Origin of the sequence: Bradyrhizobium liaoningense, from assembly GCF_018130825.1 — a bacterium.
In the GTDB taxonomy this organism is placed as follows: Bacteria; Pseudomonadota; Alphaproteobacteria; order Rhizobiales; family Xanthobacteraceae; genus Bradyrhizobium; species Bradyrhizobium liaoningense_B.
The window spans coordinates 863637-888270 of sequence record NZ_JAFCJS010000002.1 but is presented as its reverse complement, the minus strand read 5'-3'; the positions used below and the strand labels follow the sequence as shown (position 1 = coordinate 888270).

Genomic DNA, 24634 nt, shown 5'->3' with positions numbered 1-24634 from the left:
TCGTAAGCATCAGACGCCAGCAGCCGCAATTCTCCTCTCACGCCGCCCGGTAGTCCGGCGCGGTCGCCAGGAACTTGGCATAGGCATCCGCGTCCGGTGGCAGGAAGCGGCCTCCTAGTCCGCCGCGCTTCTGGTGCTTCGCGCCGATATCGGCCATCAGCTCGTCGAAATGGCGGTAGTGATAGGGCGCAACGCAGAGACCGCCATAGACGCCCGCCGCCGGCCGTTCGACACGCTTGAAGTGCAGCATCATCTCGATGTTGTCGCGCATCGCCTGCGCCGTCGGTTGGTTGGCGAGCTGGCCGTCTGCGTAGCGCACCAGCCAGTTGGCCGCGAGGTCGGCGCAGAGCACGGTGCAGAACGAGGAGTTGAAGCCGACGAAGCCGAGCTCCGGCAGATCGGGATTGGCGATCAGGCGATAGAGCCGGTATTGCCCGTCGGCATCGACCAGCTTCTGCTGGTATGCCGCAGGCAGGAACGGCACGCCGAGCTTGTAGCCGATCGCGAGCACGGCGACGTCCGCGCCGACGCGCTCGCCGCCGCTCATCACGATGGTGTCGCCTTCATAGTGCTCGAAGCTGCCGAACACCGCCTTGATGCGGCCGTCGGCGACCATCGGATAGAAGCCGGGCGTTGCGATCGGCACCGAGCAGTTGACGCCGTCCTCGATCCGCTCGGTCGGCACCATCTTGCACTGCTTGAGCTTGAGCTGCGCCTTCAACAGGCTCTCCAACCCGCGCCAGTTGGCCCAGACCAGCGGCGCCGCCACGCGGTGCGCAAGCCTTGCCATTGCGCTCGCGCCCCAGCCCGGAAACATCTCCTCCTGCGCGCGGATGTAGAGGATGCGTTTGAAGTTCACGAGGCCGCCGATGAAATAGGGGATGCGCCAGACCGGCTCGCGCATCACGATCGTGACCTCGCGCGCGCCCGACTTCGCCGCGTTCACGGCGATGTCGGTCGCCGATTTCGAGCCGCCGAGCACGACGACGCGGCGACCCTTTGCCAGCGCCGGATCGCCGTATTTCGACGAGTGCAGGATCTGGCCGCCCTGCGCCAGGAAGCCGTCCTCGCCCGGACAATGCAGCTCGCGCGGCTCGTTGAATTGCCCGGTGCAGACAGCGACGAAATCGAAATCTTCGTTCGTCGTGCCGCCGTTGCTCGTCAGGGTGAGCGTCCAGCCCGGTCTGCCGTCGGCGCGCCGCGCCATGCCGGCGACTTCGGTGTCGAGGCGCAGCATGCGGTCGAGGCCGAAGCTCTTCGCATAGTTGGCGAGATAGGCGTGGACCTGCGGCCCGGTCGGCCATTCCGGATAGGCATCCGGCATGGCGCGATCGGTGTAGCGGTAGAGATCCTTCGGGCTCTGAGTCTGCACGTCAGGATAGGAGCGCGCCGGCTCCCAGACGCCGCCGAGATCGCCGCTGCGCTCGACGATGGTGACGCGATGGCCGCGGGCGGCGAACGCCTTCGCGGCGGCGAGGCCGGAGACGCCGGCGCCGATCACGCAGACATGTTTTGGGCTGACCATGGGATTGCTCGATGTGTTTCGCGCGCAAGCGGCCACGTTCGGCCGCAAGGCGCGGCCGGCAGGGTCTGCACGCAGATGAAAGTAGACGAGGGAGCTGCGGCTAGTCGTTGGCCTCGGGCGGCAGGAAATCGACCTCGTGCAGCGCCGAGATGCGCACGACCTCGGCGGGGTCGGTCAGATTGTGCAGCTGGTTGAACAGCGCCTCCAGCTTCTGCATCGGCGAGACCCAGAACAGCGCGCGGCACGGCTTGTCGGACTTGTTGAAATAGCCGTGCGGGATGCCGCGCGGCATGCGCACGAGGTCGCCGGCATGGGCCTTGACCCACTGGCCGTCGAGCTTGAGGTCGAGCGTGCCCTCCTGCACCAGGATGAACTCGTCCTGGGTCGGATGGATGTGCACCGGCACGAACTGGCCGGGATCGCTGTTGGTCTCGAATGCGAAGGTGGAATCGGTGACGGCCTTGGGGAAATAGACCTGGCCCAGGATGTTCCAGCTCTTGCCGCCATAGCCCGTGCCGTTGGCGGTAATGCCCTTTTCGAGTGCAGTCATGGCTTGCTCCTCATGGATTCCGGCGGGGAGGGAGCTTCGGCCAGCCATGGGCCGCCTGTCTATCCGCTAAACGAATCCGGATGCGGCTGTTGCCATGCAGCACGACGATTTTGCGCCTTGCGGCCCTTTTCGCGTTCGGGGAACTATTATAGGCTTAAAGCAATTCCGTGACGCGAAGCGTGGTCGACGATGTCCGCAGCCGTGCAGGAAACGAGCGCAAGAACGTCCGCAGCCGAACGGCTTGCGGATTTCGCCCGCGTCACCACCGACGATGTCGACGAAGCGGCCGAGCAGATCGGCCGCATCTTCTGCCCGCACGATCTCACACCGACGCGGCCACGTGCGGCCGGCTTCTCAGCCCGGCACAATTGCGCGGCCTTCGACGGATTTTCCATCAACTACGTCGCCTATGGCGGATCGGTCAGCATCGATCCCGGCTGCCTCGAGCGCTTCTTCCTGGTGCAGATCCCGCTCACGGGCTCGGCCCGTATACGTGCCGGCGCCGGCGAGCTCGATGCCTGTCCGGGCCGGACGGCATCGCTGCTGTCGCCCACCATCCTGACCCGGATGGTGTGGAGCGACTGCGCGCAGGCGATCCTCTTGCTTGACCGCCGTCTGGTCGAGCAGCGCGCCGCGGCGCTGTCGGGCAGGGCGGCTGGCGCAGTCGAGTTCGATGCTGCGATCGACCTGGACACACCGTCCGGACGCCGCCTGCAAACCAGCCTTGCCGAGCTGATGTTGATTGCCGAGCGCCTCGGGCCGTCCGGCAGGCTGTCCCCGGTCGCAATGGCCGATTGGCGCGAGGCGCTGCTCGATCACCTCCTCAATGGCCAACGGCATGGCCTGTCGGATGCGATCCGGACGTTTTCGGGCCAGGCCGAGCGCCTGCCGCGCGCGCTCCGCGCCGCGCGCGATCATCTTGCGGACAATGCCGGCGAGCCGCTCGACCTCGTGCAGCTTGCCCGGGCCTCCGGCATCGGCATCCGCGCGCTCCAGCTCGGCTTCCGCCGTCACTTCGGCGTCTCGATCTCACAGATGCTGCTCGACATGCGCCTCGCCGGCCTGCATGCCCGTCTCGGGCAGGCCGCGCCCGATGCCTCCGTCACCGAGATCGCCTTCGATCTCGGCTTCACCCATCTCGGCCGCATGGCCGGCGCCTACCGCGAAAAATTCGGCGAGACCCCGTCGGCGACGCTACGGCGGAGGATGAGCTAGGCGGAGCTATTTCCGCGACCGCGTCGTGCCGCCGTCTTCAGTTGCCTGCCTGCGCAAGAAGCCCTCGACGTCGGCCTGCACCGAGTACGGCGTCGGGATTGCATCGCCCGCGGAATCGACGGCGGTGTCGAGAGAGCGGCGCAGCATGCGGGCGAGCTCGGCCTTGCGGTACGGCTTCGTCAGCAGCGGTGCGCCCATCGTGGCGCGGGCCTGCGTGGGCGAGTCATAGGCGTAGCCCGAGGTCAACAGCACTCTCAGCCACGGCCGCGCGGCCACCATCTGCTCGGCGAGCTCGCGCCCGTTGATGCCGCCCGCCATCACGATGTCGGTGAACAGCAGGTCGAACGTCTTGCCCTCCGCGGCGATGGCGAGCGCTTCGGTGGCGTTCGCGGCGGGGATGACCTTGTAGCCGAGGCTCTCGAGCTGCACCGTGACGTATTGGCGGACGTCGCGGTCGTCCTCGACGCACAGGATGGTTTCGTGTCCTCCCACGACCTTGCGCTCGTCATAGCCGGCCGGGCGGAGCGTGCTGGTCTCGGCTTTGGGCAGGTAGATCGTGAAGGTCGTGCCGCGGCCTTCGGTGGAGGCGACCTTGATGCCGCCGCCGGACTGCTTGACGAAGCCGAACACCATGCTGAGCCCGAGCCCGGTGCCCTTGCCGACCTCCTTGGTCGAGAAGAACGGATCGAAGATGCGTTCGAGAATGGCCCGCGGAATGCCCGTGCCGCTGTCGGCGATCTCGATCTCGACATAGTCGCCGGCATAGCCGGCGCCGACCGCGACGGCCTCGCGGACGCCGAACACCACGTTGCGCGTCGTCAGCGTGAGGCTGCCGCCGCCCAGCATCGCGTCGCGGGCGTTGATGGCGAGGTTGAGCAGCGCCGAGCTCAATTGACCGCGATCGGCGAAAGCCAGCCAGGCATTGGCGTCCAGCTTCGTCACGATCTCGATCTTCTTGTCGAAGGTCGCCAGCAGCAGCTTGGCCAGTTCCTCGAGCAGCTCGTTGATGTCGATCTCGGCCGGCTGGAGCGCCTGCTTGCGGGCAAAGGACAGCAGGCTCGACGTCAGCGTGGCGCCGCGATCGGCGGCCTCGCTGATCAGCTTGGTGATGGTCGCAAGCGGCGGATTGTCCTTCACGGCGTCGGCGAGGATCTCGATCGTGCCGGTGATCACGGTGAGCATGTTGTTGAATTCGTGCGCGATGCCGCCGGTGAGCTGCCCGACCGCCTCCATCTTCTGCGCCTGGATCAGCTGCTCCTCGGCGGCCCGCTTCTGCGTGACGTCCTTGACGAAGGTGTTGATGATTTGGCGTTCCCCGAGACGCAGTGCCGTGCTTGACGCCTCGATCAGGATCTCGCCGCCATTTCTGTGCAACAGGCTCGCCTCGAAGCGGATGCCGATCGGCGCATGCGACAGTTCCGGCAACAGCCGCATCATGCGCTGCCTGAAGCCGGCTCGGAGCGGCTCGGCGACGAGGAGGTCGACGACGTCGGCGCCGATGGCCTCGTTGCGCGTCCATCCGGTTAGGGCTTCGGCCTGGAAGCTCCACTCCAGGACGATGCCGCGCTCGTCGGTCTGGACGAAGGCGTCGAGCGCGGTCTTGATGACGGCTTGCGTCATTTGCACGCTCTCGGCGATGGCCTTCGTTTGATCCGCCAGGGCTGCGGCAGCCTGATCGCGCTGCGTCGTCTCGATCGCACGCAGGCACAGGCGCGCGATCAGCGCCGCAATGGCGGCGCTTGCGAGCAGGGCAATGACCTGGGGAGTGCCGAAGCCGCCGGCGGTTCCGGTCACTGCATGGGAGGCGAGGAGGGCTGCGGCAGTCACGACGACCTGCGCGGCCATCGCGAGAGTCAGAAGCCCCCTGAGTTTCATGTCACACCAAGACGTCAGCCGCGGATCGCCCGTCGCGCTGTCGACGGGCCGGCATCATGTGAGCTACAGACTGCCCCGCTCTCCGTCGAGGGTCAATTTACAGCACCGGGGGCGCCGGGAACAGGGTGCGTGGTTCAACCTGGCGGCGAATCGGTCTGGCGCAGCGTCGTCACCCAGATTGCGCGTGCCACCTGCTGGGTCGGGTTATCGAACATGTGCGGCACGGTGCTCGGGAAGCGGAAACTGTCCCCGGCCTCGAGCAGATGGGCCTGGTTGTCGAGCCACAGCCGCAGGCTGCCCGACAGGATGTAGCCCGCCTTCTCACCGGTGTGCTGGAGGAAGTCGGTGCCTGAGGAGGCGCCGGGATTGAGCGTGAGCTCGTAGAGCTCGAGCTGGCCCTTGCCGTCGGGGGTGAGGGCTTCCTTGACGACGCCGCTGGCGGTGAGGCGCAGCAGGCGCCTCGCGTTCTTGCGCACGATGTAGCGCTGCACGTTGTCGGGATCGCTGGTCTCGAAGAAGTAGGAGATCGGCACGTCGAGCGCGATGCTGAGCAGGCGCAGGGTGCGGATCGATGGCATGGCCCGTGCACGTTCGAGCTGGCTGATCATGCCGTTGGAGAGGCCGGTCTTGTTGGCGACATCCTGGATCGAGAGCCCGGCGCGCTGGCGCAGCAGCCGCACGGTCTCGCCGAGGCGCTGGTCGACCGCGTCGTCGGCCTCGACTGCCGGGGCGTCCTTGGTGCCGTTCGTATCGCCGCGACCATCCATGTCGCTCTCCCATGCATCGTCTCACCCCGGGACCCGAGTCGATCCGAGGTTCAGTCACAGTGAAAAGGTCGCGCATCCTAGCAATGTGATTGACAGCTGTATTTAGTCATGATGAACTTTTGATCGAAAAATTTAGAAGCACTAAAGCCCACTCCTTGTCCCTTGCCGGGGTCTCGGGGGCGCGGGAGACGGTGCCGCGTGCGACAAGGAGAGTGGGTCATGGCAGACGACACCGGCAAGTTCGGCGTTGGGGCAGTGCATCTCGGTGTTCCGAATCGCCGTCAATTCTTCCAGCTCGGCGCCGGCGCCGCGGCGGGATGGAGTCTCGCGGGCAGCGCCTTCGCGCAGGCCGAGCGCCCGACCAGCCCGCCGGACAAGCCGCGCGGACAGGTGATCGCGGCGCTGTCGCAGGAGCCGACCGTCTTCCATCCCTTGATGCCCGGCATCGAGGTCGATCAGGGCATCTGGTGGCAGGTGTTCTCGCCGCTCTGGTACATCGATCCCGACGGGAATTTCGTTCCCGACCTCGCCCGTGAGGTCCCGACGCTCGAGAATGGCGGCTTGTCGGCCGACGGCCTGACCTGGAAGATCAAGCTCCGCAAGGACGTGAAGTGGCATGACGGCACGCCGTTCACGGCGGAGGACGTCAAATTCTCCATCGAGCTGATCAACAATCCCGCCTTCCGCGCGCGCAGCCGGGTCGGCCATAGCCTCGTCAAGGACATCACCGTCGTGGCGCCCGACGAGATCCAATGGCGGATGGAAGCGCCGTATTCGCCCTACATGTCGATCCTGGCGTCGTTCACCTTCATCGTGCCCAAGCACATCCTGGAGAAGGTGTCCGATCCGAACGCCTCGCCGTTCCACAATGCGCCGGTCGGGACCGGCCCGTTCCGCTGGGGCGAGCGCGTGCCGGGCGATCATATCCAGTTGAATGCCCACACCGGCTATCACGGCAAGGGGCCGTACGTCGAACGCGTGGTCTTCAAGTACATCCCTGATCTCACCGTGCTCTACACGCAGTTCCGTACCGGACAGGTCGACTACACCGGCCTTGCGGGCATCCTGCCGAACTTCGTGCAGGAGGCGAAGACGCTGAAGGGCCGCAAGATCTTCGTCTCCTCGACCTCCTCGGTGGAGCATATCGCGCCCAATCTCGACTTCGGTCCCTTTACCGACCGCGCCGTGCGCGAGGCGCTCTATCTCGGCATCAACAAGCAGGCGATCATCGATGCGCTCTATTACGGCCTGCCGACGCAGACAGAGAGCTTCGTGCCGCAGCAGGCCTGGTCGTTCCAGCAGGGGCTGCCGCAGCACAAATACGATCCTGCCAAGGCCAATGCGCTGCTCGACGCCGCGGGCTGGGTTCGCGGCTCCAGCGGCATCCGCGAGAAGGGCGGCGTCAAGCTCGAATTCACCAACTCGACGACGGCGGGCAGTGCCGTGCGCGAGCAGTGCCAGCAGCTCCTGATCCAGGACTGGCGCGCCATCGGCGCAACGATGCGCGTCAACAACATGCCGGCGGCCGTGATCTGGGGCGACTTCTGGCAGCAATCCAAGTTCAATTCGGTGATCGTCGGCGTGAACTTCATGCTGGGCAGCGACCCCGACGTGACGCCGCGCTTCGGCTCCGGCGCCATTCCCGCCAAGGGCGGCCGCGGCTACAACACCTATCAATATCAGAGTGCGGAGGCCGACCGGCTGCTTTCCCAAGGCGCCAAGCAGTTCGACCTGGCGCAGCGCAAGGCGACCTATGGCGAGCTGCAGAAGCTCATCCGCAACGACCTCGCGATCCTGCCGCTGTTTCAGAGCTTTATCGCCGAGGGCATCAAGGAGGGGCTGCAAGGCTTCCGTCCGAACATCAACATGTCGATCAACAGCTGGAACATGCGCGAATGGTACTGGGCCTGATGTCTCAGGCCGGCTGGATCGCCTGAGATGGCCCGCTACGTCGCCAATCGCCTGGCGCAGGCGATCATGCTGCTCGTGATCGTTTCGGCGATCGGCTTTGCCATTCTGCATCTGGCGCCGGGCGGCCCGCTCTCGCAGTTTGCCGTCTCCGGGCAGATGACGCAGGAGGATCTCGACCGCGTCACGAGGCAGCTTGGCCTCGACCGGCCGCTGCCGATCCAGTACCTCGACTGGTTCGGCCGCATGCTCAAAGGCGACTGGGGCAAGTCCTATCGCGATGGCGAGGCGGTGCTGTCGGTGATCTCCTCGCATCTCGGCGCCACACTGGAGCTGATGGCGACGGCAACCATCATCGCGGTGCTGCTCGGCTGCTGGATCGGCATCCTTGGTGCGCTGCGCCGCTATTCGGTGTTCGATACGCTCGCCACCGTCGGCGCCATGATCGCGCTGTCGATTCCGACCTTCTGGTTCGGCCTCGTCACCATCTACGTGTTCTCGGTGAAGCTCGGCTGGCTCCCGGCCGGTAACCGGCAGACCATCGGCGACGGCTCCTTTCTCGACCTGCTGCATCACCTGATTGCGCCGGCCATGGTGCTGGCGCTGGTCGAGACCGCGATGTGGGGGCGCTTCATGCGCTCCTCGATGCTGGAGGTCATCAACCAGGACTACATCCGCACCGCGCGCGCCAAGGGCATGCCGGAATGGCGCATCCTCACCGTGCACGCCCTGCGCAACGCGCTGCTGCCGATGATCACGGTGGCCGGCCTGCAGTTTCCGACCTTGCTGGGCGGCGCGCTGGTGGCGGAAACCGTATTCACCTGGCCCGGCATGGGCCGGCTCTTTCTCGATTCCATCGGCTACCGCGACTATCCCGTGGTGATGGGCATCCTGATGTTTTCGGCGACGATGGTGCTGATCGGCTCGCTGCTCGCCGACATCCTCTATGCCGTCGTCGATCCGCGCATCCGGGTGGGCTAGGCGATGGCGACTGCGGCCCTCTCCACTGTCCAGCGCACGCCCGGTCAGGCCGCGTGGCGGCGCTTTTGCCGTCACAGGCTTGCGCTTGCGGGTGCGGTGATCATCCTTGTCCTCGTGCTCGGTTCGGCATTGGGTCCCTATCTCCTGCCGTTCGACGACACCTATATCGACATCATGAAGCGGTTCGCGCCGCCGCTGTCGGGCGCGCACATCCTCGGCACCGACGAGCTCGGCCGCGACGTGCTCGCACGGTTGATGATGGGCGGGCGCGTCTCGCTCTCGATCGGCATCGTCGCGATGGTGATGGCGATGGCGATCGGTATCGTGGTCGGCGCCTTCGCCGGCTTCTATGGCGGGGCCGTCGGTGCGGTCCTGATGCGGCTCGTCGATGCCGTGCTGTGCTTTCCGACCATCTTCCTCCTGCTTGCGCTCGCGGCGCTCACCGAGCCCGGCCTCGTCACCACCACCGTGCTGATCGCCGCAACGGCGTGGATGGCAGTGGCCCGCGTCGTCGAAGCCCAGGTGCGATCGCTGCGTGAGCGCGAGTTTGCCGTGGCGGCACTCGCCTTCGGGTCGTCGAACCTGCGGATCGTGTTCCGCGAGCTCGTGCCCAATGCGATCGCACCGATCGTGGTGGCGGCGACGCTGAACGTCGCCAAGGCGATCCTGCTCGAATCCTATGTCAGCTATCTCGGCTTCGGCATCCAGCCGCCGGCCGCAAGCTGGGGCAACATGCTCAACAACGCGCAGATCTATCTCACCAGCGCGCCCTGGCTCGCGATCGTGCCGGGTGTCGCCATCACGCTCGCGGTAACCAGCTTCAACTTCCTCGGTGACGGCCTGCGCGATGCGCTGGATCCGCGAATGAACATCCCATGACGAGCAAGATCTCGATCGAAGTGAATGCCAGGAGTGCCCCATGTCCCCGCCGCTCAACCGTATAAACAGCGACGAACGCCTGCCGGCGCAGGTGGATGTCGTCGTCATCGGCGGCGGCGTGATCGGCGTGTCCGCGGCCTATCATCTCGCGAAGAAGGGCCATTCCGTCGCCCTCGTCGAGAAAGGTCATGTCGGCGGCGAGCAGTCGAGCCGCAATTGGGGCTGGTGCCGGCAGCAGGGCCGCGCACGCGAGGAGATTCCGCTCGCGCGCGAGGCGCTGCGGCTGTGGGAGGACATGCAGAACGACGCCGGCGTCGATGCCGGCTTCCGCCGCACCGGCGTCCTGTTCCTCACCAAGAGCAAGGACGAGCTCGCCGGCTGGGAGCGCTGGGCCGCGATCGCGCGCGAGCAGCAGGTGCACTCCACCGTGCTGACGCCGGCGGAGGTCGCCGAGCGCATGCCTGATAATGCCGACAAATGGGTCGGCGGCCTGCACACGCCGAGCGATGGCCGTGCCGAGCCGTCGATGGCCGTGCCCGCACTCGCCACCGCCGCGCGCAAGCACGGCGTCACCATTCATCAGGGCTGCGCCGCGCGCGGGCTGGAGACGACCGGCGGGCGGGTTAGCGCCGTCGTCACCGAGAAAGGCACCATTCGCACCCAGTCCGTGCTGCTGTCCGGCGGCGCATGGTCGTCGCTGTTCTGCCGCCGCCACGGTATCGAGCTGCCGATCGGCCTCGTCAATGCGACCGCGTGCCGGACCACGCCGGCGCCGGAGATCACCTCGGGCGCGCTCGGCACCGACTTCTACTGCATCCGCCGCCGCCTCGACGGCGGCTTCACGCTGGCGCTGCGCAACCGCGGGACGGTCGAGCTGTCGCCCGACCTGTTTCGCTACGCGCGCACGTTCTGGCCGACCTATCAGCATCGCAAGAACGGATTGAAGCTGTCGTTCGGCAAGTCATTCTTCGACCAGCTCATGCGCGGCACGGGCTGGAGCTTCGACAAGCCGTCGCCGTTCGAGGCCGAGCGCGTGCGTGATCCCGCGCCTGACATGTCGTTGGTCAATGCGGCGCTGGCTTCGTTGATCAAGTCGAACCCGGAGCTAAAGGACATCGAGATCGCGGAAGCCTGGGGCGGCACGATCGATTGCACGCCCGACACCATTCCCGTGATCTCGCCGGTCGATGCGCTGCCCGGCTTCTTCCTCGCGACCGGCTTCTCCGGCCACGGCTTCGGCATTGGCCCGGCGGCCGGCAAGCTCGCCGCCGATATCGTGACCGGCTCGACGCCGCTGGTCGATCCCGCCGCCTACAGCCACAAGCGCATGATCGACGGCCGCCGGCTGGCGCCGGTCAGCCCGTTCTGAGGATGCCCGTGACATGACGGTTCTCTACAAGGCCAACGTGGCACGCGGGGGGGAATGGGCCCGCTTCTTCGCGGAGCGGGCGCCCGACATGCCGTTCCGGCTCTGGCCCGACATCGGCAATCCCGCGGACGTGCGCTATCTCGTGACCTGGGTGCCGCCTGATAACATCGCGACGACGTTCCCGAACATCGAGCTGGTATTCTCGGTCGGTGCCGGCGTCGATCAGTTCGACGTGGCAAAGCTCCCGCCGCACATTCCGCTGCTGCGCATGCTGGAGCCCGGCATCGCCGAGACCATGGTGGAATACGTCACCATGAGCGTGCTCGCCCTGCATCGCGATCTCCTGCACTTCATCGCCCAGCAGAAGGAGCAGGTCTGGCGCGAGATCCGGATCACGCCGGCCAGGCGCCGACGTGTCGGCGTGATGGGGCTCGGCCAGCTCGGCCAGGCCGTGCTCGAACGGCTCAAGGCGTTCGGCTTTCCGCTTCTCGGCTGGAATCGGTCGCCGCGCGAGATCGAAGGCGTCACCTGTTACGCAGGTGCCGAGGCCCTGCCGGATTTCCTGGCGCAGACCGACATCCTCGTTTGCCTGCTGCCCCTGACCGACGAGACCCGCGGCATCCTGAATGCGGACCTCTTCGCCCGCCTGCCGCGCGGTGCTGGTCTCGTCAATGTCGGACGCGGGCCGCATCTCATTGAGGCCGATTTCCTCGCGGCGCTCGATAGCGGCGCCCTGTCGGGTGCGGTGCTCGACGTCGCCGAACCCGAGCCGCTCCCGGCGGGCCATCCGTTCTGGGGCCATCCGCGCATCCTGCTGACGCCGCACAATGCCAGCATGACCACGCCCGATACGGCCGTCGACTACGTGCTCGACGTCATCGCACGCCACCGCCGCGGTGAAGACCTGCCGGGGCTGGTCGATCGTACGCGCGGCTACTAGGGCAATCGCATGAGCATGGACGCGAGCAGAGCTGACCAGGTGATCGCACAAGCGCGGTCCCCTGTGCTATCGGTCTCAGGCCTCACCACGTCCTTCATGCTCGAGCGGCAATGGGTTCCCGTCGTCCGCAACGTCTCCTTCGACATCGCGCCCCGCGAAACCGTGGCGATCGTGGGCGAGTCCGGCTCGGGCAAGAGCGTCACCGCGCTTTCGATCATGCGGCTGATCCCGAAGGACGGCGGCCGCATCGAGGGCCGCGTCACGCTGGCCGGGCGCGATCTCTTGTCGCTGCCCGAAGCGGGCATGAAAGACATCCGTGGCAACGACGTCGCGATGATCTTCCAGGAGCCGATGACGAGCCTCAATCCGGTGCTCACCATCGGCTTCCAGATCGCGGAAGCGCTGATCCAGCATCGCGGCCTGTCGCGCGCGGCGGCGGAGGCCGAGACCATCCGTCTTCTCGATCGCGTCCGCATCCCCGCGGCGAAGTCGCGCTTCCACGAGCATCCGCACCGCTTCTCCGGCGGCATGCGCCAGCGCGTGATGATCGCGATGGCGCTGGCCTGCAAGCCGAAGCTGCTGATCGCGGACGAGCCGACCACCGCGCTCGATGTCACCATCCAGGCCCAGATCCTGGAGCTCCTGAAGGAGCTTCAGCAGGAGGAGGGGATGTCGATCCTCTTCATCACCCACGATATGGGCGTGGTCGCCGAGATCGCGGACCGCACGGTGGTGATGTATGGCGGGCAGGCGGTCGAGACCGACGCCACTGCGCGCATCTTCGCCGCGCCCGCGCATCCGTATACGCGCGCGCTGCTCGCTGCCGTACCGCGGCTCGGCTCGATGGACGGACGTCAGCGGCCGATGCGTTTTCCCATCGTCGACAAGGTGACGGGCACATCGGATGACCCGATCGAGACGCCCGAGACGGTTTCGACCGCCGAACGCCCGCTGCTCGAAGTCTCGAACCTCACGACGCGCTTTCCGATCCGCTCGGGCCTGTTCGGCAAGGTCTCCGGCCGCGTCCACGCGGTCGAGAACGTCTCCTTCACCTTGCGCGCCGGCGAGACGCTGGCGCTGGTCGGCGAGTCCGGCTGCGGCAAGTCGACGACGGGACGCTCGATCCTGAAGCTGACGGAGCCCGACAGCGGTACGGTCCTGATCGACGGCCAGGATGTTCTCGCCATGAACGGCCGAACCTTGCGCGACTTCCGCAAGCACATGCAGATCGTGTTTCAGGATCCGTTCGCAAGCCTCAATCCGCGCATGTCGGTGGGCACGGCGATCGCGGCCCCGTTGCTCGCAAACGGCCTCGCCACCGCCGCCCAGGCCCGCGACAAGGTCGCCGACCTGCTCGTGCGCGTCGGTCTTTCCGCCGACATGGCCGCGCGCTTCCCGCATGAATTCTCCGGCGGCCAGCGCCAGCGCATCTGCATTGCGCGCGCGCTCGCGCTCGGGCCGAAGCTGATCGTCGCCGACGAGGCGGTGTCCGCGCTCGACGTCTCGGTGAAGGCGCAGGTCGTCAATCTGATGCTCGACCTCCAGGCCAGCATGGGCCTCGCCTATCTCTTCATCTCCCACGACATCGCGGTGGTCGAGCGGATGAGCCACCGCGTCGCGGTGATGTATCTCGGCGAGATCGTCGAGATCGGCCCGCGCGCTGCCGTGTTCGGCAATCCGCAGCATCCCTATACGAAGAAGCTGATGGCCGCCGTGCCGGTGCCGGATCCATCGCGCCGCGGCACGAAGCGTGAAGCCTCCAACGACGAGATCAGAAGCCCGGTGCGCGCACCGGATTACCAGCCGCCGGTGCGGCAATATCGCGAAGTCTCGCCTGGCCACGTGGTGCAGGTGTGGGGTGATGGTGAATGGTCTTGAAAGAAGGCGACAGAGCGAGACGTCTCAGCTCGCGCTCTGTGGATCGGTCAGCAATCTGGTAAGCAACCGGCCGCTCGGCGGCAGGGGGCGATTGATCGCCGAGATCAGCGAGAACTGGGTCGTGTAGCGAAACGCCTCGGCGCCTGTAACCTCCGCCAATTGATGGATCGGTCTCAGCATCTCGACATAATGCGTCGGCAGGAAGCCGACGAAGCCGCCGCCGACCAGCATCGTCGCGACCGCCTCCAGCCCGAAGGCGACGGCGCGCTGCTTGATGTGAAGCCGCCGCGCGAGATTTTGCGTGCGTCGATCGTTTGTCCGCGTCACCAGAACCACGCCGCCGGCGCGCAAGTCGTCGAGCGCAAGCGGCGCGGCCGCCGCTGTGTAGAGCCGGAACTCCTCGGTGAACAGCGAGACGTATTCGAGCTTGCTGTTGATGGCGGGCTGGCCGCTGATCGCAAGATGCAGTCGCCGCTCCAGCACGTCCTCGACCAGCGCGCCCGGCAGGCCGATCGCGACGTTCAAGGTGACATCGGGGGCGGCCGCGCGAAACCGGGCCAGAGTGTCCGCCAATCGGCACTGCTGATTGGAGAGGCAGTTGTCGGCGATGCCGATCTTCAGTTCGCCCGACAGGATGTTCCTGGCCAGGTTGAGCTCGTGATGCACCATTTCGAGTGCGTCGCAGGCCGCAATGCTGGCGAGCAGGGCCCGGTGGCCGAAATCGGTCAGCTCGAACCCGGAAGGGCCGCGAAAGCAGAGCCTGCTGCCGAGGCGCGTTTCCAGCGCGAGCAGATGCCGGCTGATGGTCGATCGCTCCATCCCGAGCTGGGCTTCCGCCGCGGTTAGCCCGCCCGCTTCGGCGACGGCGCGAAAGATGCGCAGCAATCTGAGATCGCTCTCGGTGAGCGGCGGAACGGGCGCCGGCGGGACGTACTTCATGTTGCGGTTCCTGCAAGCATGGTTTCGGGAAACGTCATTCCGGGCGCCGTCCGGTCAGCGTTACCGTCGCTGAACATCCGGGCAATGCGCAGACCGGTCGCCCGGCGGCCAGATGCCGATTTGTTCGGCAAGACCAACCTGCTGTGATCTGGAGGACGTATGGCTTTGCCCCTGACGGTGCCGCCTTCTCTCAAGCACCAGAGCCTGCTCTGGTCGCCCATCTGCACCGATCTCGACGCTCTCGACGCACACATTGCCATCCTCGGCATTCCCTACGGCAGCGCCTACGACGCCGCCGCGATCACCAACGACCAGTCGAAGGCACCCGATGCCGTCCGTTCGGTCACCGATCGGATCTGTCGCAGCCTGGAGCGCTACGATTTCGACGTCGGTGGCCCGATCTACGGCGGACGTGCCTTGAAAGTGGTCGATGTCGGCAACGTGCCTGCCGACATGACCGATCTCCGCAGCCACTCCGTTCGAGCCGAACAAGCGGTAAGCAAGATCCTTGCCGCCGGAGCCATGCCCATCACGATCGGCGGCGACCACGGCATTCCGATCCCGATCCTGCGCGCCTTCAAGGGCCACGGTCCGATCACGCTGATTCAGGTCGATGCCCATATCGACTGGCGCGACGAGGTGAACGGCGTTCGCGACGGCCTCTCGAGTCCGATCCGGCGGGCCTCCGAGATGCCCCATATCGGCGAGATCTTCCAGATCGGCATTCGCTCATCGGGCAGCGCGCGGCCCGAAGAGGTCGAGGCGGCGGCAGCCTATGGCTCCAACATCATCCCGGCCTTCGAGGTGCACGACAAGGGCATGGAGTCGGTGCTCGAGCGGATTCCGGAGGGCGGCCAGTATTACATCACGATCGACGCCGATGGCCTCGATCCCAGCGTGATGCCTGCCGTCGAGGGCCCGGCGCCGGGCGGCCTCACCTTCCATCAGGTCCGCAAGCTCATTCACGGCCTGGTGCGCAAGGGGCGCGTGGTCGGCATGGACGTCGTGGAGATCACGCCGTCCATCGACGTCAACATGATCAGCTGCATCACGGCCGGCCGCCTGATCGTGAATCTGATCGGCGCGGCGGTGAGGGCGAATTATTTCGACGCGCCGCCCGCCTGAGGCGGCGGCAAGGCTTTGCGATCACAGACAATAAAAGGATCAGCCATGCGGAAGACCAATCGCACGATATTCGGCATCCTGGCCGGCGCTGCCTGCCTCGCGCTGGTCGCGAGCCAGCCTGCCTTCGCCGAGACGACGCTGGACAAGATCAAGCGGACCGGCGAATTGACGGTCGGCACTGAAGCTGCCTTTCCCCCCTTCGAGTTCGTCAAGGACGGCAAGATCATCGGCTATGGCTCCGACATCCTGGCCGAAGTGGTCAAGGAGCTCGGCGTCAAGAAGCTGAACCAGCTCGATCTGCCCTGGCAGGGCATCCTGCCCGGTGTGCTGGCCGGCAAGTTCGATTTTGTCGCCACCACGGTCGGCATCAATGCGGAGCGCGCAAAGCGTTACGCCTACACGATGCCGATCGCCGACGGTCTGCCTTACGCCATGAAGCGCAAGGGCGACAAGATCGCCAAGGTGGAAGACCTCAACGGCAAGGTGGTCGCAACCCAGCTTGCCTCGTCGACCGAACCGGTTGCGCGCGCGCTCGATGCCAAGCTGAAGGCTGCGGGGGGCACGGGCTTCAAGGAGCTGAAGCTCTTCACCGCCTACCCCGAGAGCTACGTGGCGCTCGCAAATGGCGAGGTCGACGCCGTGCTCCAGCCGCTGCCGAGCCTTGCGGCCCTGGTCAAGGACAAGTCCGATGTCTTCGAGCTGATGGCGCCGATTCCTCAGGACGGCGTGCACCCCTATCTCGCCTGGGTGACGCGGCCAGATGACAAGGACCTGCGCGACGCCATTTCCGGTGTGATCCTCAAGATGCGCGACGACGGCCGCCTCGCGGCGCTTCAGAAGAAATGGTTCGGCTTCGAGATGACCATCCCGGACAAAGACTATCTGCCGCCCGGGGCCATGTAGCCGCTCGGCGCGACGACCAAGGGGTAACGGCGGGACCAGGCATCTTCCGACAAGAAAGGCCCGTATCATGGGCTTCAAGCTCGACTATCTGTTGTCGATCCTGCCCCGTCTGATCAGCGCTGCGGCCGTGAACCTCCGGCTGGCGATCATCATCATGCTGCTCGCCCTTGTGCTCGGCACCGCTTTGACGATCGTTCGCTCCCGGAAGATCGCCGCCGTCAACGCGTGCATCGCCGTCGTCATCAGCTTCGTGCGCGGCACGCCGCTCCTGATCCAGATCTTCATCGCCTATTACGTGCTTCCGGCGGTCGGTCTCGACCTCTCGCCGGAAGTGGCGGGCGTTTCGGCCATCGCCTTCAACAGCATGGTGTTCGTCAGCGAGAGCATGCGCGGCGGCCTCGCCACCATCGACGCCGGTCAGATCGAAGCCTCGACGGCGCTCGGACTGCCGCCGCATGCCATCTGGCTCAGGGTCGTGCTGCCCCAACTGTTCCGGCGCATCGTGCCGGTGCTGATCAACGAGGCGACGATCGTCGTGAAGGGCACCGCGCTTCTGTCGGTCATCACCGTCGTCGACGTGCTGCGTACGTCGCAGCAGATCGCCAGCTCCAGCTATCGGCCGTTCGAGACCATGATCGGTTCGGCACTCGTGTTCCTCGTCATCAATCTCGCCATCAGCCTGTCCGGCAGGCTGGCGGAGAGACGCTTCGCCGCGGCGCGAGCCTAGCGCGATGCATTTCGATCCAGCCATACTGGTCGATTATTGGCCGCTGCTCCTGCAGGGTGCGTGGCTGACCCTCCAGGTGTCGGTTGCAGCCCTGCTGCTGGGCTATGCCGCGGGAATTGCGGTCGCCTTGATCGCGCTGACGCCGGGCTGGCTGCCGCGGCTCGTCGCCGGCTTCTATGTCGAGATCCTGCGCAACATTCCCTTCATCATCATTCTCTTCGTCGTCTATTACGGTTTGCCGTTTTGGGGCATCCGGCTGCCGGCGACCCTGGTCGGGACCGTGGCACTCGCGCTGTTCGCCAGTGCCTATTATGCCGAGATCGTGCGTGCCGCGATCCTCGCCTTGCCGCGCGGCCAGTTCGAAAGCGCGCGCGCCATCGGCATGTCGCCGGCGAACGCGATGTGGCATGTGGTGGCGCCGCAGATCCTGCGCACCCTGGTGCCGCCGTCCACCAACATGACGCTGACCATGATGAAGGAGTCGGCCGTCCTGTCCTCCATCACGGTGCCGGAGCTCACCTATCAGAGCCTCGTGGTGCAGGGAAACACCTTCGCGCCCTTCGAGGTGTTTGCGGCCGTAGCCTCGATCTACTGGCTGATCGCGGTCGTCATCGCGGAAGCCTCGAGGCGGCTGGAACGCAGGGTCGGGGCCGTGCAGGCCGAGGCCGTCAGCCGCAACCGGATCGCCGACCGCTATCTCTCGCTGGTGGCCAGGAGGACCTGATGAGCGCTGTGCCCGTCCTCCGCGTCTCCAACCTGACCAAGCGCTTTCACGGCGTCACTGCGCTCGACCAGGTGTATCTCGACGTCCATGCGGGTCAGATCGTCGCACTGATCGGCCCGAGCGGATGCGGCAAGAGCACCCTGTTGCGCTGCCTGACCTGGCTCGAGCAGCCCGACGACGGCTTCATCGAGGTGGCGGGCAAGCCGCTGGGGCGCGAATTGATGCCGGGTGGTGTCGTGCGCCGCCACAGCCGCCGGCAGATCGACGCGCTGCGTCCGCAGGTCGGCATCGTCTTCCAGCAATTCCACCTCTGGCCGCATATGACGGCACTGGAAAACGTGGTGCGGCCGCAGATCGTGGTGCTCGGCCGCTCGCGGGACGAAGCGACGCGGCGCGGTGCGGAGCTGCTGACGCGGCTTGGTCTTGCCGACCGGATGGATCGCCATCCGCACGCGCTCTCCGGAGGTCAGAAGCAGCGGGTGGCCATCGCCCGTGCGCTGGCCATGGATCCGGCCCTGATGCTGTTCGACGAGCCGACCTCGGCGCTCGATCCGGAACTGGTCGGCGAGGTGCTCGCCGTGCTGCGCACGCTCGCCGATATCGGCATGACCATGCTGGTCGTCACCCACGAAATCGGCTTTGCGGCGAGCCTCGCCGACCGCATTGCCTTCATGGACCGCGGCCGCATCCTGGAGGAGGGGCCGGCGCGCGACATCATGGCCGCGCCGAAGGAGCCGCGCCTGCAGAGCTTTCTCGATCTGGTGCGGACGGACCACCGCATCGTCAGGACAACAGCCAAACCCACGGAGTAATGCCATGCCTCGCGTCAACCGGCCCTATGTCGGGATCCCATCCTTCCTGCGCGCGCGGATCTGCGAGGATCTGTCCATGCTCGAGGCGGCCATTGCCGTGCTCGGCGTGCCCTTCGATGAGGGCTCGCCGTTCATGCCGGGCAGCCGGCTTGCGCCGCGCGCGCTGCGCGAGCACTCGCTGCGCTTCTACGGCAGCGGCCAGGGTTACTACGATCCGGAGACCCGGCGCGAATATCTGGTCGAGGAGATGTCCAAGGGCCTGATCGCCGACGTCGGCGATGTCGACATCCATCCGGCCAATGCGCCGCGCACCTTCGAGAACATCACCGCCATGGTGCGCGGGATTCTCGATCGCGGCGCGCTTCCCGTGGTGCTCGGCGGCGATCATTCGATCACCTATCCGGTGTTTCGCGCATTCGACGAGAAGCTGCACGTCATCCATTTCGACGCGCATACCGACTACGCGCCGTTCGAGAACGACCTGACCATCACCAACAGCCATGCCTTTCGCCATATCGCCGGCATGGACAACACGCTCAGCCTGACGCAGGTCGGCATCCGCAGCCTGCGTCATTCGCCCGCGCAGGTCGAGGAGGTGATCGCCGGCGGTAACCGCGTCATCCCGATGGGCGAATTCCGGCGGATCGGCGCGGAGGGAATTGCCGCTCTGCTGCCGGCCAATTCACGTGTCTATGTCAGCATCGACGTCGACGCCATGGACATGTCTCTGGTCCCGGGCTGCGTCTCGGCCGAGCCGAACGGGATGAGCTATGTCGAGCTGCGCGACAGCCTGAAGGCGATTGCCGAGCGGCACGACATTGCAGGTTTCGACTTCGTCGAGGTCAACCCGCCGCTCGATGTCGGTACCGGTGTTACCGCCTATCTCGGCGCGCTGACCGTCGTCGAATTCCTCGGCCACATCTGCGCCCAGCCGCGCTGGGCCGCGCGCCGCTTGCGACTACGCGGCGATGCGGACTTGTCCTCCTGAAATCGTGACCGGATGGAGCGACAGGAAACTGCGCTGTGTGAACCATCTCATAGTTCATCACTCTCTTTCTGAACTACCACTCCGGCAAGAAATTGCCGCACCCGGACTCCATTCGACAAATACGGGTGAGATGCAATGCCTGCGCAGCCGCGTGCTCGCAGCTTTGGATTGGCTCCTCGTCTTGTTCACGAGCAAGCCAGCCCCATCACTCAGCACAGATCTTTCAGAAGTGGGAATCAAGGGCATCGAGAAACGCGTCCAGGCAGCTTCTATTTGGGGTCAGCCAGAAGGCTGCCAATTACTCAGAAGGAGCCCCCCCAATGAAGATAAGCAGCGCAATTTCCAGCGCATTTTCCCTCAGAAGGCACGTCGGCAGTCTTCGGATCGCCCGTTCCAGTCTGATCAAGTCGGCCCATATCCTTGAAAGAATTGGGCTGGCGGCCGTTGGGGCCTCTTGCGGCCTCTATGTCGGTGCGACTCTGTTGCGTCAGAAAGGCGGACTGTTTGAAAGCGGTTGGATTGTGCTCCTGACAATGCTCTACGGAGCTATTAGCTGTTACGTCGGAATTGATTTGTCCGGCAATGTCGCACGGAAGCCGAAATCGAGCATCTCGGAAGAATGGACCGGCTCCGAGCCGGCTGAGATCATGAGTGCGGCCGGAACGTTCGGCGCGGCCATTGCCGCAACTCTGTCCGTCAGCATCCTTGTCCTTGATCAAAATCTGCCCAACGGCCTGATAGGCTTTGTCGCCGGCTGTTGGGTGGTTGGTTCTTCGCTTCAGGTTGCGGCGGGCACGATGGCTCGCAGCCACGATGCGTCCGCGAATGAGCCAATGAAGGACTGCGCTCGCGAATAAACGCCCGCTTGGAATCGTACGTGAGCGAAGCCGCAGTGTTGGTTCGGCTTCAGATCTGCAGTGAGCAGCGACGACTCATCGCAACCTCTGCCGCCCAACGCTGCGCGCCAGCGATGTTTGGTAGTGTAGCCGTTCGCATCGAGCGCTGTCCCGGCACGAAATCGTGCCGGTATCGAGTAACCTAAATTCTCGCACAGCAAACAAGACGTGCCATCATGGTGGCGTTGGGATATTGTCCGCGCGCGGCCGTGGTCCAAGAGTCTGCTAACTGCCAGCCACAACATCGGTGGTGCCATGCAGATTGCGGAGTGGCTCGAGAAGCTGGGGCTTGGGCAATACGCAGATCGTTTTGCCCAGAATGGGATCGACGTGGGCGTCCTCCCCGAGCTGATGGACGAGGACTTCGACAAGCTCGGAGTCCTGCTCGGTCATCGCCGCAAGATGCTGCGTGCCATTGCCGACCTCGACCCGGCCGCGTTGATCGCATCGCCGGCTCCTCCTCACGACGCAGAGCGGCGTCATCTCACCGTGATGTTTTGCGATCTGGTCGGCTCGACTGCGCTCTCGGCGCGTCTCGATCCCGAGGACATGTGGGAGGTGATCCGCGCTTATCGCGCCGCCTGCGCGCGCGTCATTGCCGCGTATGACGGCAGGATAGCCAGGTTCGTCGGTGACGGAATACTCGTCTATTTCGGCTATCCCCGCGCCCACGAGGATGATGCGGAGCGGGCCGTGCGAGCGGGTCTCGACACCATCGCTGCGGTTCGGCAACTCAGGACAGGCGCCGGCGAACGGGTCGAATTGCGGATCGCAATTGCGACCGGACTTGTGGTGGTCGGCGATCTCATCAGCGGAGATGCATCGGAGGAGCACGCAACCATCGGCGACACACCAAACCTCGCTGCGCGGCTTCAGAGCCTGGCGGAGCCGGGGGCGGTCGTCGTTGCTTCATCGACGCGCCGGTTGCTTGGCGATCTCTTCACCTTTCGCAATCTCGGCCGCCGCGAGGTCAAGGGGGTCGGCGAACCGATTGCGGTCTGGGCGGTGGAAGGAGCAACCGCATCGGAGAGTCGCTTCGAGGCGGTCCGTGCCGCGCGCTCGATCGGCTTTGTCGGCCGCAAGGACGAGATCGAGTTCATTCTCTCGCGCCAGCGGGAGGCATGGCAGGGCCAGGGCCAGATCGTATTGATTTCCGGCGAAGCGGGCATCGGCAAGTCGCGCATTGTGGCAACGCTGTCCGAGAGCGCCTCGCTGGGGATGCACCGTCGCGTGCGATATCAGTGTTCGCCTTATCACACCAACAGCGCACTTCATCCCTTTGTCGCGCAGCTCGAGCGCGCCGCCGGAATCCGCTCGCACGACACGCCAGAACAAAAGCTCGACAAGCTCGAGGCGATGCTGGCGCTGGGAACCCGGCAGGCCGCCCGAGCAACACCGCTCATTGCGGCTCTGCTTTCGATTCCGACCGGCGACCATTGCCCGCCCCTCGGCTTGAGCCCGGCGCAGCAGCGGCGCCAGACATTCGCTGCCCTTCTCGATCAGCTCGAGGGATTGGCGCGAGACCAGCCTCTGCTGATCATCTGCGAGGATATGCATTGGGCCGATGCCACGACCCTCGAACTGTTCGATCTCGCGGTCGATCGGATCAGGGGACTGCCGATACTCGTGCTCTTGACATCCCGGCCGGAGTTCGAGCCCTCCTGGTCGGGCCTTGCCAATGTCAGCCTGTTGCGGCTCGACCGGCTCGATCGGCAGGACACGCGCGCGCTGGTCGAGCAGCTGGTCGTCGGCCGCCAGCTGCCACGCGAGATGATGAAGCAGATCATCGACAAGACCGATGGCATCCCGCTATTCGTCGAGGAATTGACCAAGATGGTGCTGGAGTCCGGGCTGCTCGTCGAAGATGCCGGGCGCTACCGCCTGAACAGTCCGCTCCCGCCGCTCGCCATTCCCGCGACGCTGCAGGATTCGCTGATGGCGCGGCTCGACCGGCTCGCTCCGGTCAAGGAGGTGGCGCAAATCGGCGCCGCTATCGGCCGCGACTTCTCCTACGCGCTGCTGAAAGCGGTGGCGGGACGGGACGATCTGACGCTGAGCGCTGCGCTGGGACAACTCGAAGAGGCCGAACTATTGTTGCGTCGTGGGACGCCGCCCGATGCAAATTACAGTTTCAAGCACGCCCTCGTTCAGGAAGCGGCCTACGAGAGTCTGCTCAAGAGCAAGCGGCAGGTGCTTCACACACGCATTGGCGAGGTCCTGCGCGAGAAGTTTCCAGTCGTCGCCGGGACCGAGCCGGAAGTTCTGGCGCACCACTTCACCGAGGCGGGGCTGGGCGAGGTCGCCCTCGAATGGTGGCGCAAGGCGGGCCAGCAGGCGTTGAAACGCTCGGCCTATTCCGAGGCAATCGCGCATCTCGGCAAGGCCATTGCGGCCGCCGATCAGTTGCCTGACGATCCCCGCCGGATGATGAGCAGGCTGCATCTTCAAATCGCCTATGGCCGTGCCTTGCGGGGCAGCCTCGGCCACAGCGCGCCCGAAACGGTCGCGGCATGGACGCGTGCGCGCCAGTTCGCAGCCGACATCGATGATCCCGTTGAACTTGCTCCGGTGCATTCGGGACTCTTCAATGCCTGCCTGACGCACGGCGAACTCGCTCCGATGCGGGAGCTGGCGGACGCCATCAGGAGCGCCGCTGACCGACGACCGGATTCGCCAGTGGCCGCCGTCGTCGCCCATTGGACGGGCGGTGTCACCTGCTGGTTCGCCGGCGATTACCTGAATGCGAGAACGCATCTCGAGCAGGCGCTGGCGATCCATGGTGCCGAACCGGATCCCGCGACCTTCAGGGCTTCGGCGCTGGATCTGCCGTTCGTGATCATGAGATTTCTTGCCCTGGTGCTCTGGCCGCTCGGTAGCACCGCTCGTGCGCGCAAGCTCGCCGCGGAAGCGGTGGGTGCTCCGGGAGAGAAACGGGCGCTGTCCCAGGCCAATGCGCTGGTTCATCGCGCCGTGTTCGACGGGGTGTGCGGGGGCATGTTGCAGCAAACAGAGACGATCCTGGCGCTCGGTCTCGCGCGCGACCACACGATGCCGCTGTACGTTGCCGCGGGCACCTACCTGAATGGCCTGGCCAAGTGGCGTGCCGGCGACCGAATGGCCGGACTGGCGGACATGCGTCACGGCTGGACCTCGCTGCACGAGAACGATTGCTACCTCTGCGAACCGTTCTGGGGGATGCATGTTGCCATGGCGATTGCAGAGGTAGGCGAAGTCGAGACCGGGATGGAAATCCTGAACGAATTGATCGCCGGGACGGGACAATCCGGCCAGCATTGGCTCGATGCCGAGTTGCATCGTGTCCGCGGTAGACTTTTATGGCGTCATGACCCTTCGGACGAATCCAGCGCCGAAGACGCCCTCAAGCGAGCGCTGGACATCGCGCGTAACCAGCAGACCAGGACTTTCGAGCTGCGCAGTGCCGTTGAACTTGCACGCCTGTACAAGACAAATGGCCGTGCGGCTGCGCTATCCGAAGTGCTCGCTCCCGTGCTCGCCGAATTCGAGGCGGAGCGAAATCTTCCGGAATTCGTGGAAGCGCAAGAGCTGCTCAGGCAAGAGCATGAGGCACGTGCCGATTTCCCTGGCCGGCGGTCGTTTGGGCAGAGATGACGG

The 24634-nt window shown here is 65.5% G+C and carries 20 protein-coding genes; 15 read left to right on the top strand and 5 right to left on the bottom strand.

Annotation, left to right across the window (positions count from 1 at the left end; translation table 11 throughout):
- Positions 1–37: 37 nt before the first annotated feature.
- Positions 38–1525, bottom strand: a complete 1488-nt coding sequence (locus JQ603_RS12620; protein ID WP_212339779.1) for a flavin-containing monooxygenase — start codon at positions 1523–1525, stop codon at positions 38–40.
- Between the two features lie 100 nt (positions 1526–1625).
- A complete protein-coding gene (locus JQ603_RS12615; RefSeq protein WP_024339447.1) occupies positions 1626–2075 on the bottom strand; it encodes a cupin domain-containing protein in 450 nt (149 codons plus the stop codon).
- A 189-nt stretch (positions 2076–2264) separates the two neighbouring features.
- Between JQ603_RS12615 and JQ603_RS12610 the strand changes: the two genes are divergently transcribed.
- Positions 2265–3290 (top strand): AraC family transcriptional regulator, encoded by a 1026-nt coding sequence (locus JQ603_RS12610; protein WP_212339778.1) that lies wholly within the window; start codon positions 2265–2267, stop codon positions 3288–3290.
- Positions 3291–3296: 6 nt separating this feature from the next.
- Here the strand turns inward: JQ603_RS12610 and JQ603_RS12605 are convergent, their stop codons facing one another.
- Positions 3297–5165, bottom strand: a complete 1869-nt coding sequence (locus tag JQ603_RS12605; RefSeq protein ID WP_212339777.1) for an ATP-binding protein — start codon at positions 5163–5165, stop codon at positions 3297–3299.
- Between the two features lie 134 nt (positions 5166–5299).
- The gene (locus JQ603_RS12600) at positions 5300–5932 is read right to left on the bottom strand and encodes a cupin domain-containing protein (RefSeq protein ID WP_212339776.1); all 633 of its coding nucleotides are present in this window, start codon (positions 5930–5932) and stop codon (positions 5300–5302) included.
- Between the two features lie 219 nt (positions 5933–6151).
- On the opposite strand from JQ603_RS12600, the gene JQ603_RS12595 reads away from it, so the two are divergent.
- From JQ603_RS12595 to JQ603_RS12570, 6 genes are read left to right on the top strand one after another with little or no spacing between them, the layout of a single operon-like run.
- Complete coding sequence (locus JQ603_RS12595) at positions 6152–7843, top strand: peptide ABC transporter substrate-binding protein (RefSeq protein ID WP_212339775.1); 1692 nt, start codon at positions 6152–6154, stop codon at positions 7841–7843.
- Positions 7844–7870: 27 nt separating this feature from the next.
- The gene (locus JQ603_RS12590) at positions 7871–8821 is read left to right on the top strand and encodes an ABC transporter permease (RefSeq protein WP_212339774.1); all 951 of its coding nucleotides are present in this window, start codon (positions 7871–7873) and stop codon (positions 8819–8821) included.
- 3 nt (positions 8822–8824) lie between these two features.
- Positions 8825–9700 carry an ABC transporter permease gene (locus JQ603_RS12585; RefSeq protein WP_212339773.1) on the top strand — a complete coding sequence of 292 codons (876 nt, stop codon included), beginning with the start codon at positions 8825–8827 and terminating at the stop codon, positions 9698–9700.
- A gap of 40 nt (positions 9701–9740) precedes the next feature.
- Positions 9741–11069: an NAD(P)/FAD-dependent oxidoreductase gene (locus JQ603_RS12580; protein ID WP_212339772.1), complete on the top strand. Its 1329-nt coding sequence runs from the start codon at positions 9741–9743 to the stop codon at positions 11067–11069.
- A gap of 13 nt (positions 11070–11082) precedes the next feature.
- Positions 11083–12009: a 2-hydroxyacid dehydrogenase gene (locus tag JQ603_RS12575; protein WP_212339771.1), complete on the top strand. Its 927-nt coding sequence runs from the start codon at positions 11083–11085 to the stop codon at positions 12007–12009.
- Positions 12010–12018: 9 nt separating this feature from the next.
- Complete coding sequence (locus JQ603_RS12570) at positions 12019–13887, top strand: ABC transporter ATP-binding protein (protein ID WP_212339770.1); 1869 nt, start codon at positions 12019–12021, stop codon at positions 13885–13887.
- Between the two features lie 24 nt (positions 13888–13911).
- On the opposite strand, the gene JQ603_RS12565 is transcribed toward JQ603_RS12570, so the two are convergent.
- The gene (locus tag JQ603_RS12565) at positions 13912–14826 is read right to left on the bottom strand and encodes a LysR family transcriptional regulator (RefSeq protein WP_212339769.1); all 915 of its coding nucleotides are present in this window, start codon (positions 14824–14826) and stop codon (positions 13912–13914) included.
- A 159-nt stretch (positions 14827–14985) separates the two neighbouring features.
- Here JQ603_RS12565 and JQ603_RS12560 point away from each other — a divergent pair, with 159 nt between their 5' ends.
- From JQ603_RS12560 to JQ603_RS12525, 8 genes are all read left to right on the top strand, one after another.
- Positions 14986–15951, top strand: coding sequence for an agmatinase (locus JQ603_RS12560; protein WP_212339768.1), 966 nt, complete (start codon positions 14986–14988; stop codon positions 15949–15951).
- 45 nt (positions 15952–15996) lie between these two features.
- Positions 15997–16854: a transporter substrate-binding domain-containing protein gene (locus JQ603_RS12555; protein WP_212339767.1), complete on the top strand. Its 858-nt coding sequence runs from the start codon at positions 15997–15999 to the stop codon at positions 16852–16854.
- 67 nt (positions 16855–16921) lie between these two features.
- Positions 16922–17581, top strand: a complete 660-nt coding sequence (locus tag JQ603_RS12550) for an amino acid ABC transporter permease (RefSeq protein ID WP_212339766.1) — start codon at positions 16922–16924, stop codon at positions 17579–17581.
- A 4-nt stretch (positions 17582–17585) separates the two neighbouring features.
- Positions 17586–18305 (top strand): amino acid ABC transporter permease, encoded by a 720-nt coding sequence (locus JQ603_RS12545; protein WP_212339765.1) that lies wholly within the window; start codon positions 17586–17588, stop codon positions 18303–18305.
- Complete coding sequence (locus JQ603_RS12540) at positions 18305–19117, top strand: amino acid ABC transporter ATP-binding protein (protein WP_212339764.1); 813 nt, start codon at positions 18305–18307, stop codon at positions 19115–19117. Before JQ603_RS12545 ends, JQ603_RS12540 begins: the two co-directional genes overlap by 1 nt.
- A 4-nt stretch (positions 19118–19121) precedes the next feature.
- Entirely contained in the window at positions 19122–20105 is a 984-nt protein-coding gene (locus JQ603_RS12535) for an arginase family protein (RefSeq protein ID WP_212339763.1), read from the top strand.
- 320 nt (positions 20106–20425) lie between these two features.
- Positions 20426–20962 (top strand): hypothetical protein, encoded by a 537-nt coding sequence (locus JQ603_RS12530; RefSeq protein WP_212339762.1) that lies wholly within the window; start codon positions 20426–20428, stop codon positions 20960–20962.
- Positions 20963–21256: 294 nt separating this feature from the next.
- Entirely contained in the window at positions 21257–24631 is a 3375-nt protein-coding gene (locus JQ603_RS12525) for an adenylate/guanylate cyclase domain-containing protein (protein ID WP_212339761.1), read from the top strand.
- Positions 24632–24634 lie beyond the last annotated feature (3 nt).

Excerpts from the sequence above, each read along its gene's own strand:
- JQ603_RS12575 (WP_212339771.1), top strand. The coding sequence starts at position 11,083 with ATGACGGTTCTCTACAAGGCCAACGTGGCACGCGGGGGGGAATGGGCC.
- JQ603_RS12610 (WP_212339778.1), top strand. The coding sequence starts at position 2,265 with ATGTCCGCAGCCGTGCAGGAAACGAGCGCAAGAACGTCCGCAGCCGAA.
- JQ603_RS12550 (WP_212339766.1), top strand. The coding sequence starts at position 16,922 with ATGGGCTTCAAGCTCGACTATCTGTTGTCGATCCTGCCCCGTCTGATC.
- JQ603_RS12600 (WP_212339776.1), bottom strand. The coding sequence starts at position 5,932 with ATGGATGGTCGCGGCGATACGAACGGCACCAAGGACGCCCCGGCAGTC.
- JQ603_RS12615 (WP_024339447.1), bottom strand. The coding sequence starts at position 2,075 with ATGACTGCACTCGAAAAGGGCATTACCGCCAACGGCACGGGCTATGGC.
- JQ603_RS12570 (WP_212339770.1), top strand. The coding sequence starts at position 12,019 with ATGAGCATGGACGCGAGCAGAGCTGACCAGGTGATCGCACAAGCGCGG.
- JQ603_RS12535 (WP_212339763.1), top strand. The coding sequence starts at position 19,122 with ATGCCTCGCGTCAACCGGCCCTATGTCGGGATCCCATCCTTCCTGCGC.
- JQ603_RS12590 (WP_212339774.1), top strand. The coding sequence starts at position 7,871 with ATGGCCCGCTACGTCGCCAATCGCCTGGCGCAGGCGATCATGCTGCTC.
- JQ603_RS12585 (WP_212339773.1), top strand. The coding sequence starts at position 8,825 with ATGGCGACTGCGGCCCTCTCCACTGTCCAGCGCACGCCCGGTCAGGCC.
- JQ603_RS12580 (WP_212339772.1), top strand. The coding sequence starts at position 9,741 with ATGTCCCCGCCGCTCAACCGTATAAACAGCGACGAACGCCTGCCGGCG.
- JQ603_RS12530 (WP_212339762.1), top strand. The coding sequence starts at position 20,426 with ATGAAGATAAGCAGCGCAATTTCCAGCGCATTTTCCCTCAGAAGGCAC.
- JQ603_RS12620 (WP_212339779.1), bottom strand. The coding sequence starts at position 1,525 with ATGGTCAGCCCAAAACATGTCTGCGTGATCGGCGCCGGCGTCTCCGGC.
- JQ603_RS12540 (WP_212339764.1), top strand. The coding sequence starts at position 18,305 with ATGAGCGCTGTGCCCGTCCTCCGCGTCTCCAACCTGACCAAGCGCTTT.
- JQ603_RS12605 (WP_212339777.1), bottom strand. The coding sequence starts at position 5,165 with ATGAAACTCAGGGGGCTTCTGACTCTCGCGATGGCCGCGCAGGTCGTC.
- JQ603_RS12525 (WP_212339761.1), top strand. The coding sequence starts at position 21,257 with ATGCAGATTGCGGAGTGGCTCGAGAAGCTGGGGCTTGGGCAATACGCA.
- JQ603_RS12545 (WP_212339765.1), top strand. The coding sequence starts at position 17,586 with ATGCATTTCGATCCAGCCATACTGGTCGATTATTGGCCGCTGCTCCTG.
- JQ603_RS12565 (WP_212339769.1), bottom strand. The coding sequence starts at position 14,826 with ATGAAGTACGTCCCGCCGGCGCCCGTTCCGCCGCTCACCGAGAGCGAT.
- JQ603_RS12555 (WP_212339767.1), top strand. The coding sequence starts at position 15,997 with ATGCGGAAGACCAATCGCACGATATTCGGCATCCTGGCCGGCGCTGCC.
- JQ603_RS12560 (WP_212339768.1), top strand. The coding sequence starts at position 14,986 with ATGGCTTTGCCCCTGACGGTGCCGCCTTCTCTCAAGCACCAGAGCCTG.
- JQ603_RS12595 (WP_212339775.1), top strand. The coding sequence starts at position 6,152 with ATGGCAGACGACACCGGCAAGTTCGGCGTTGGGGCAGTGCATCTCGGT.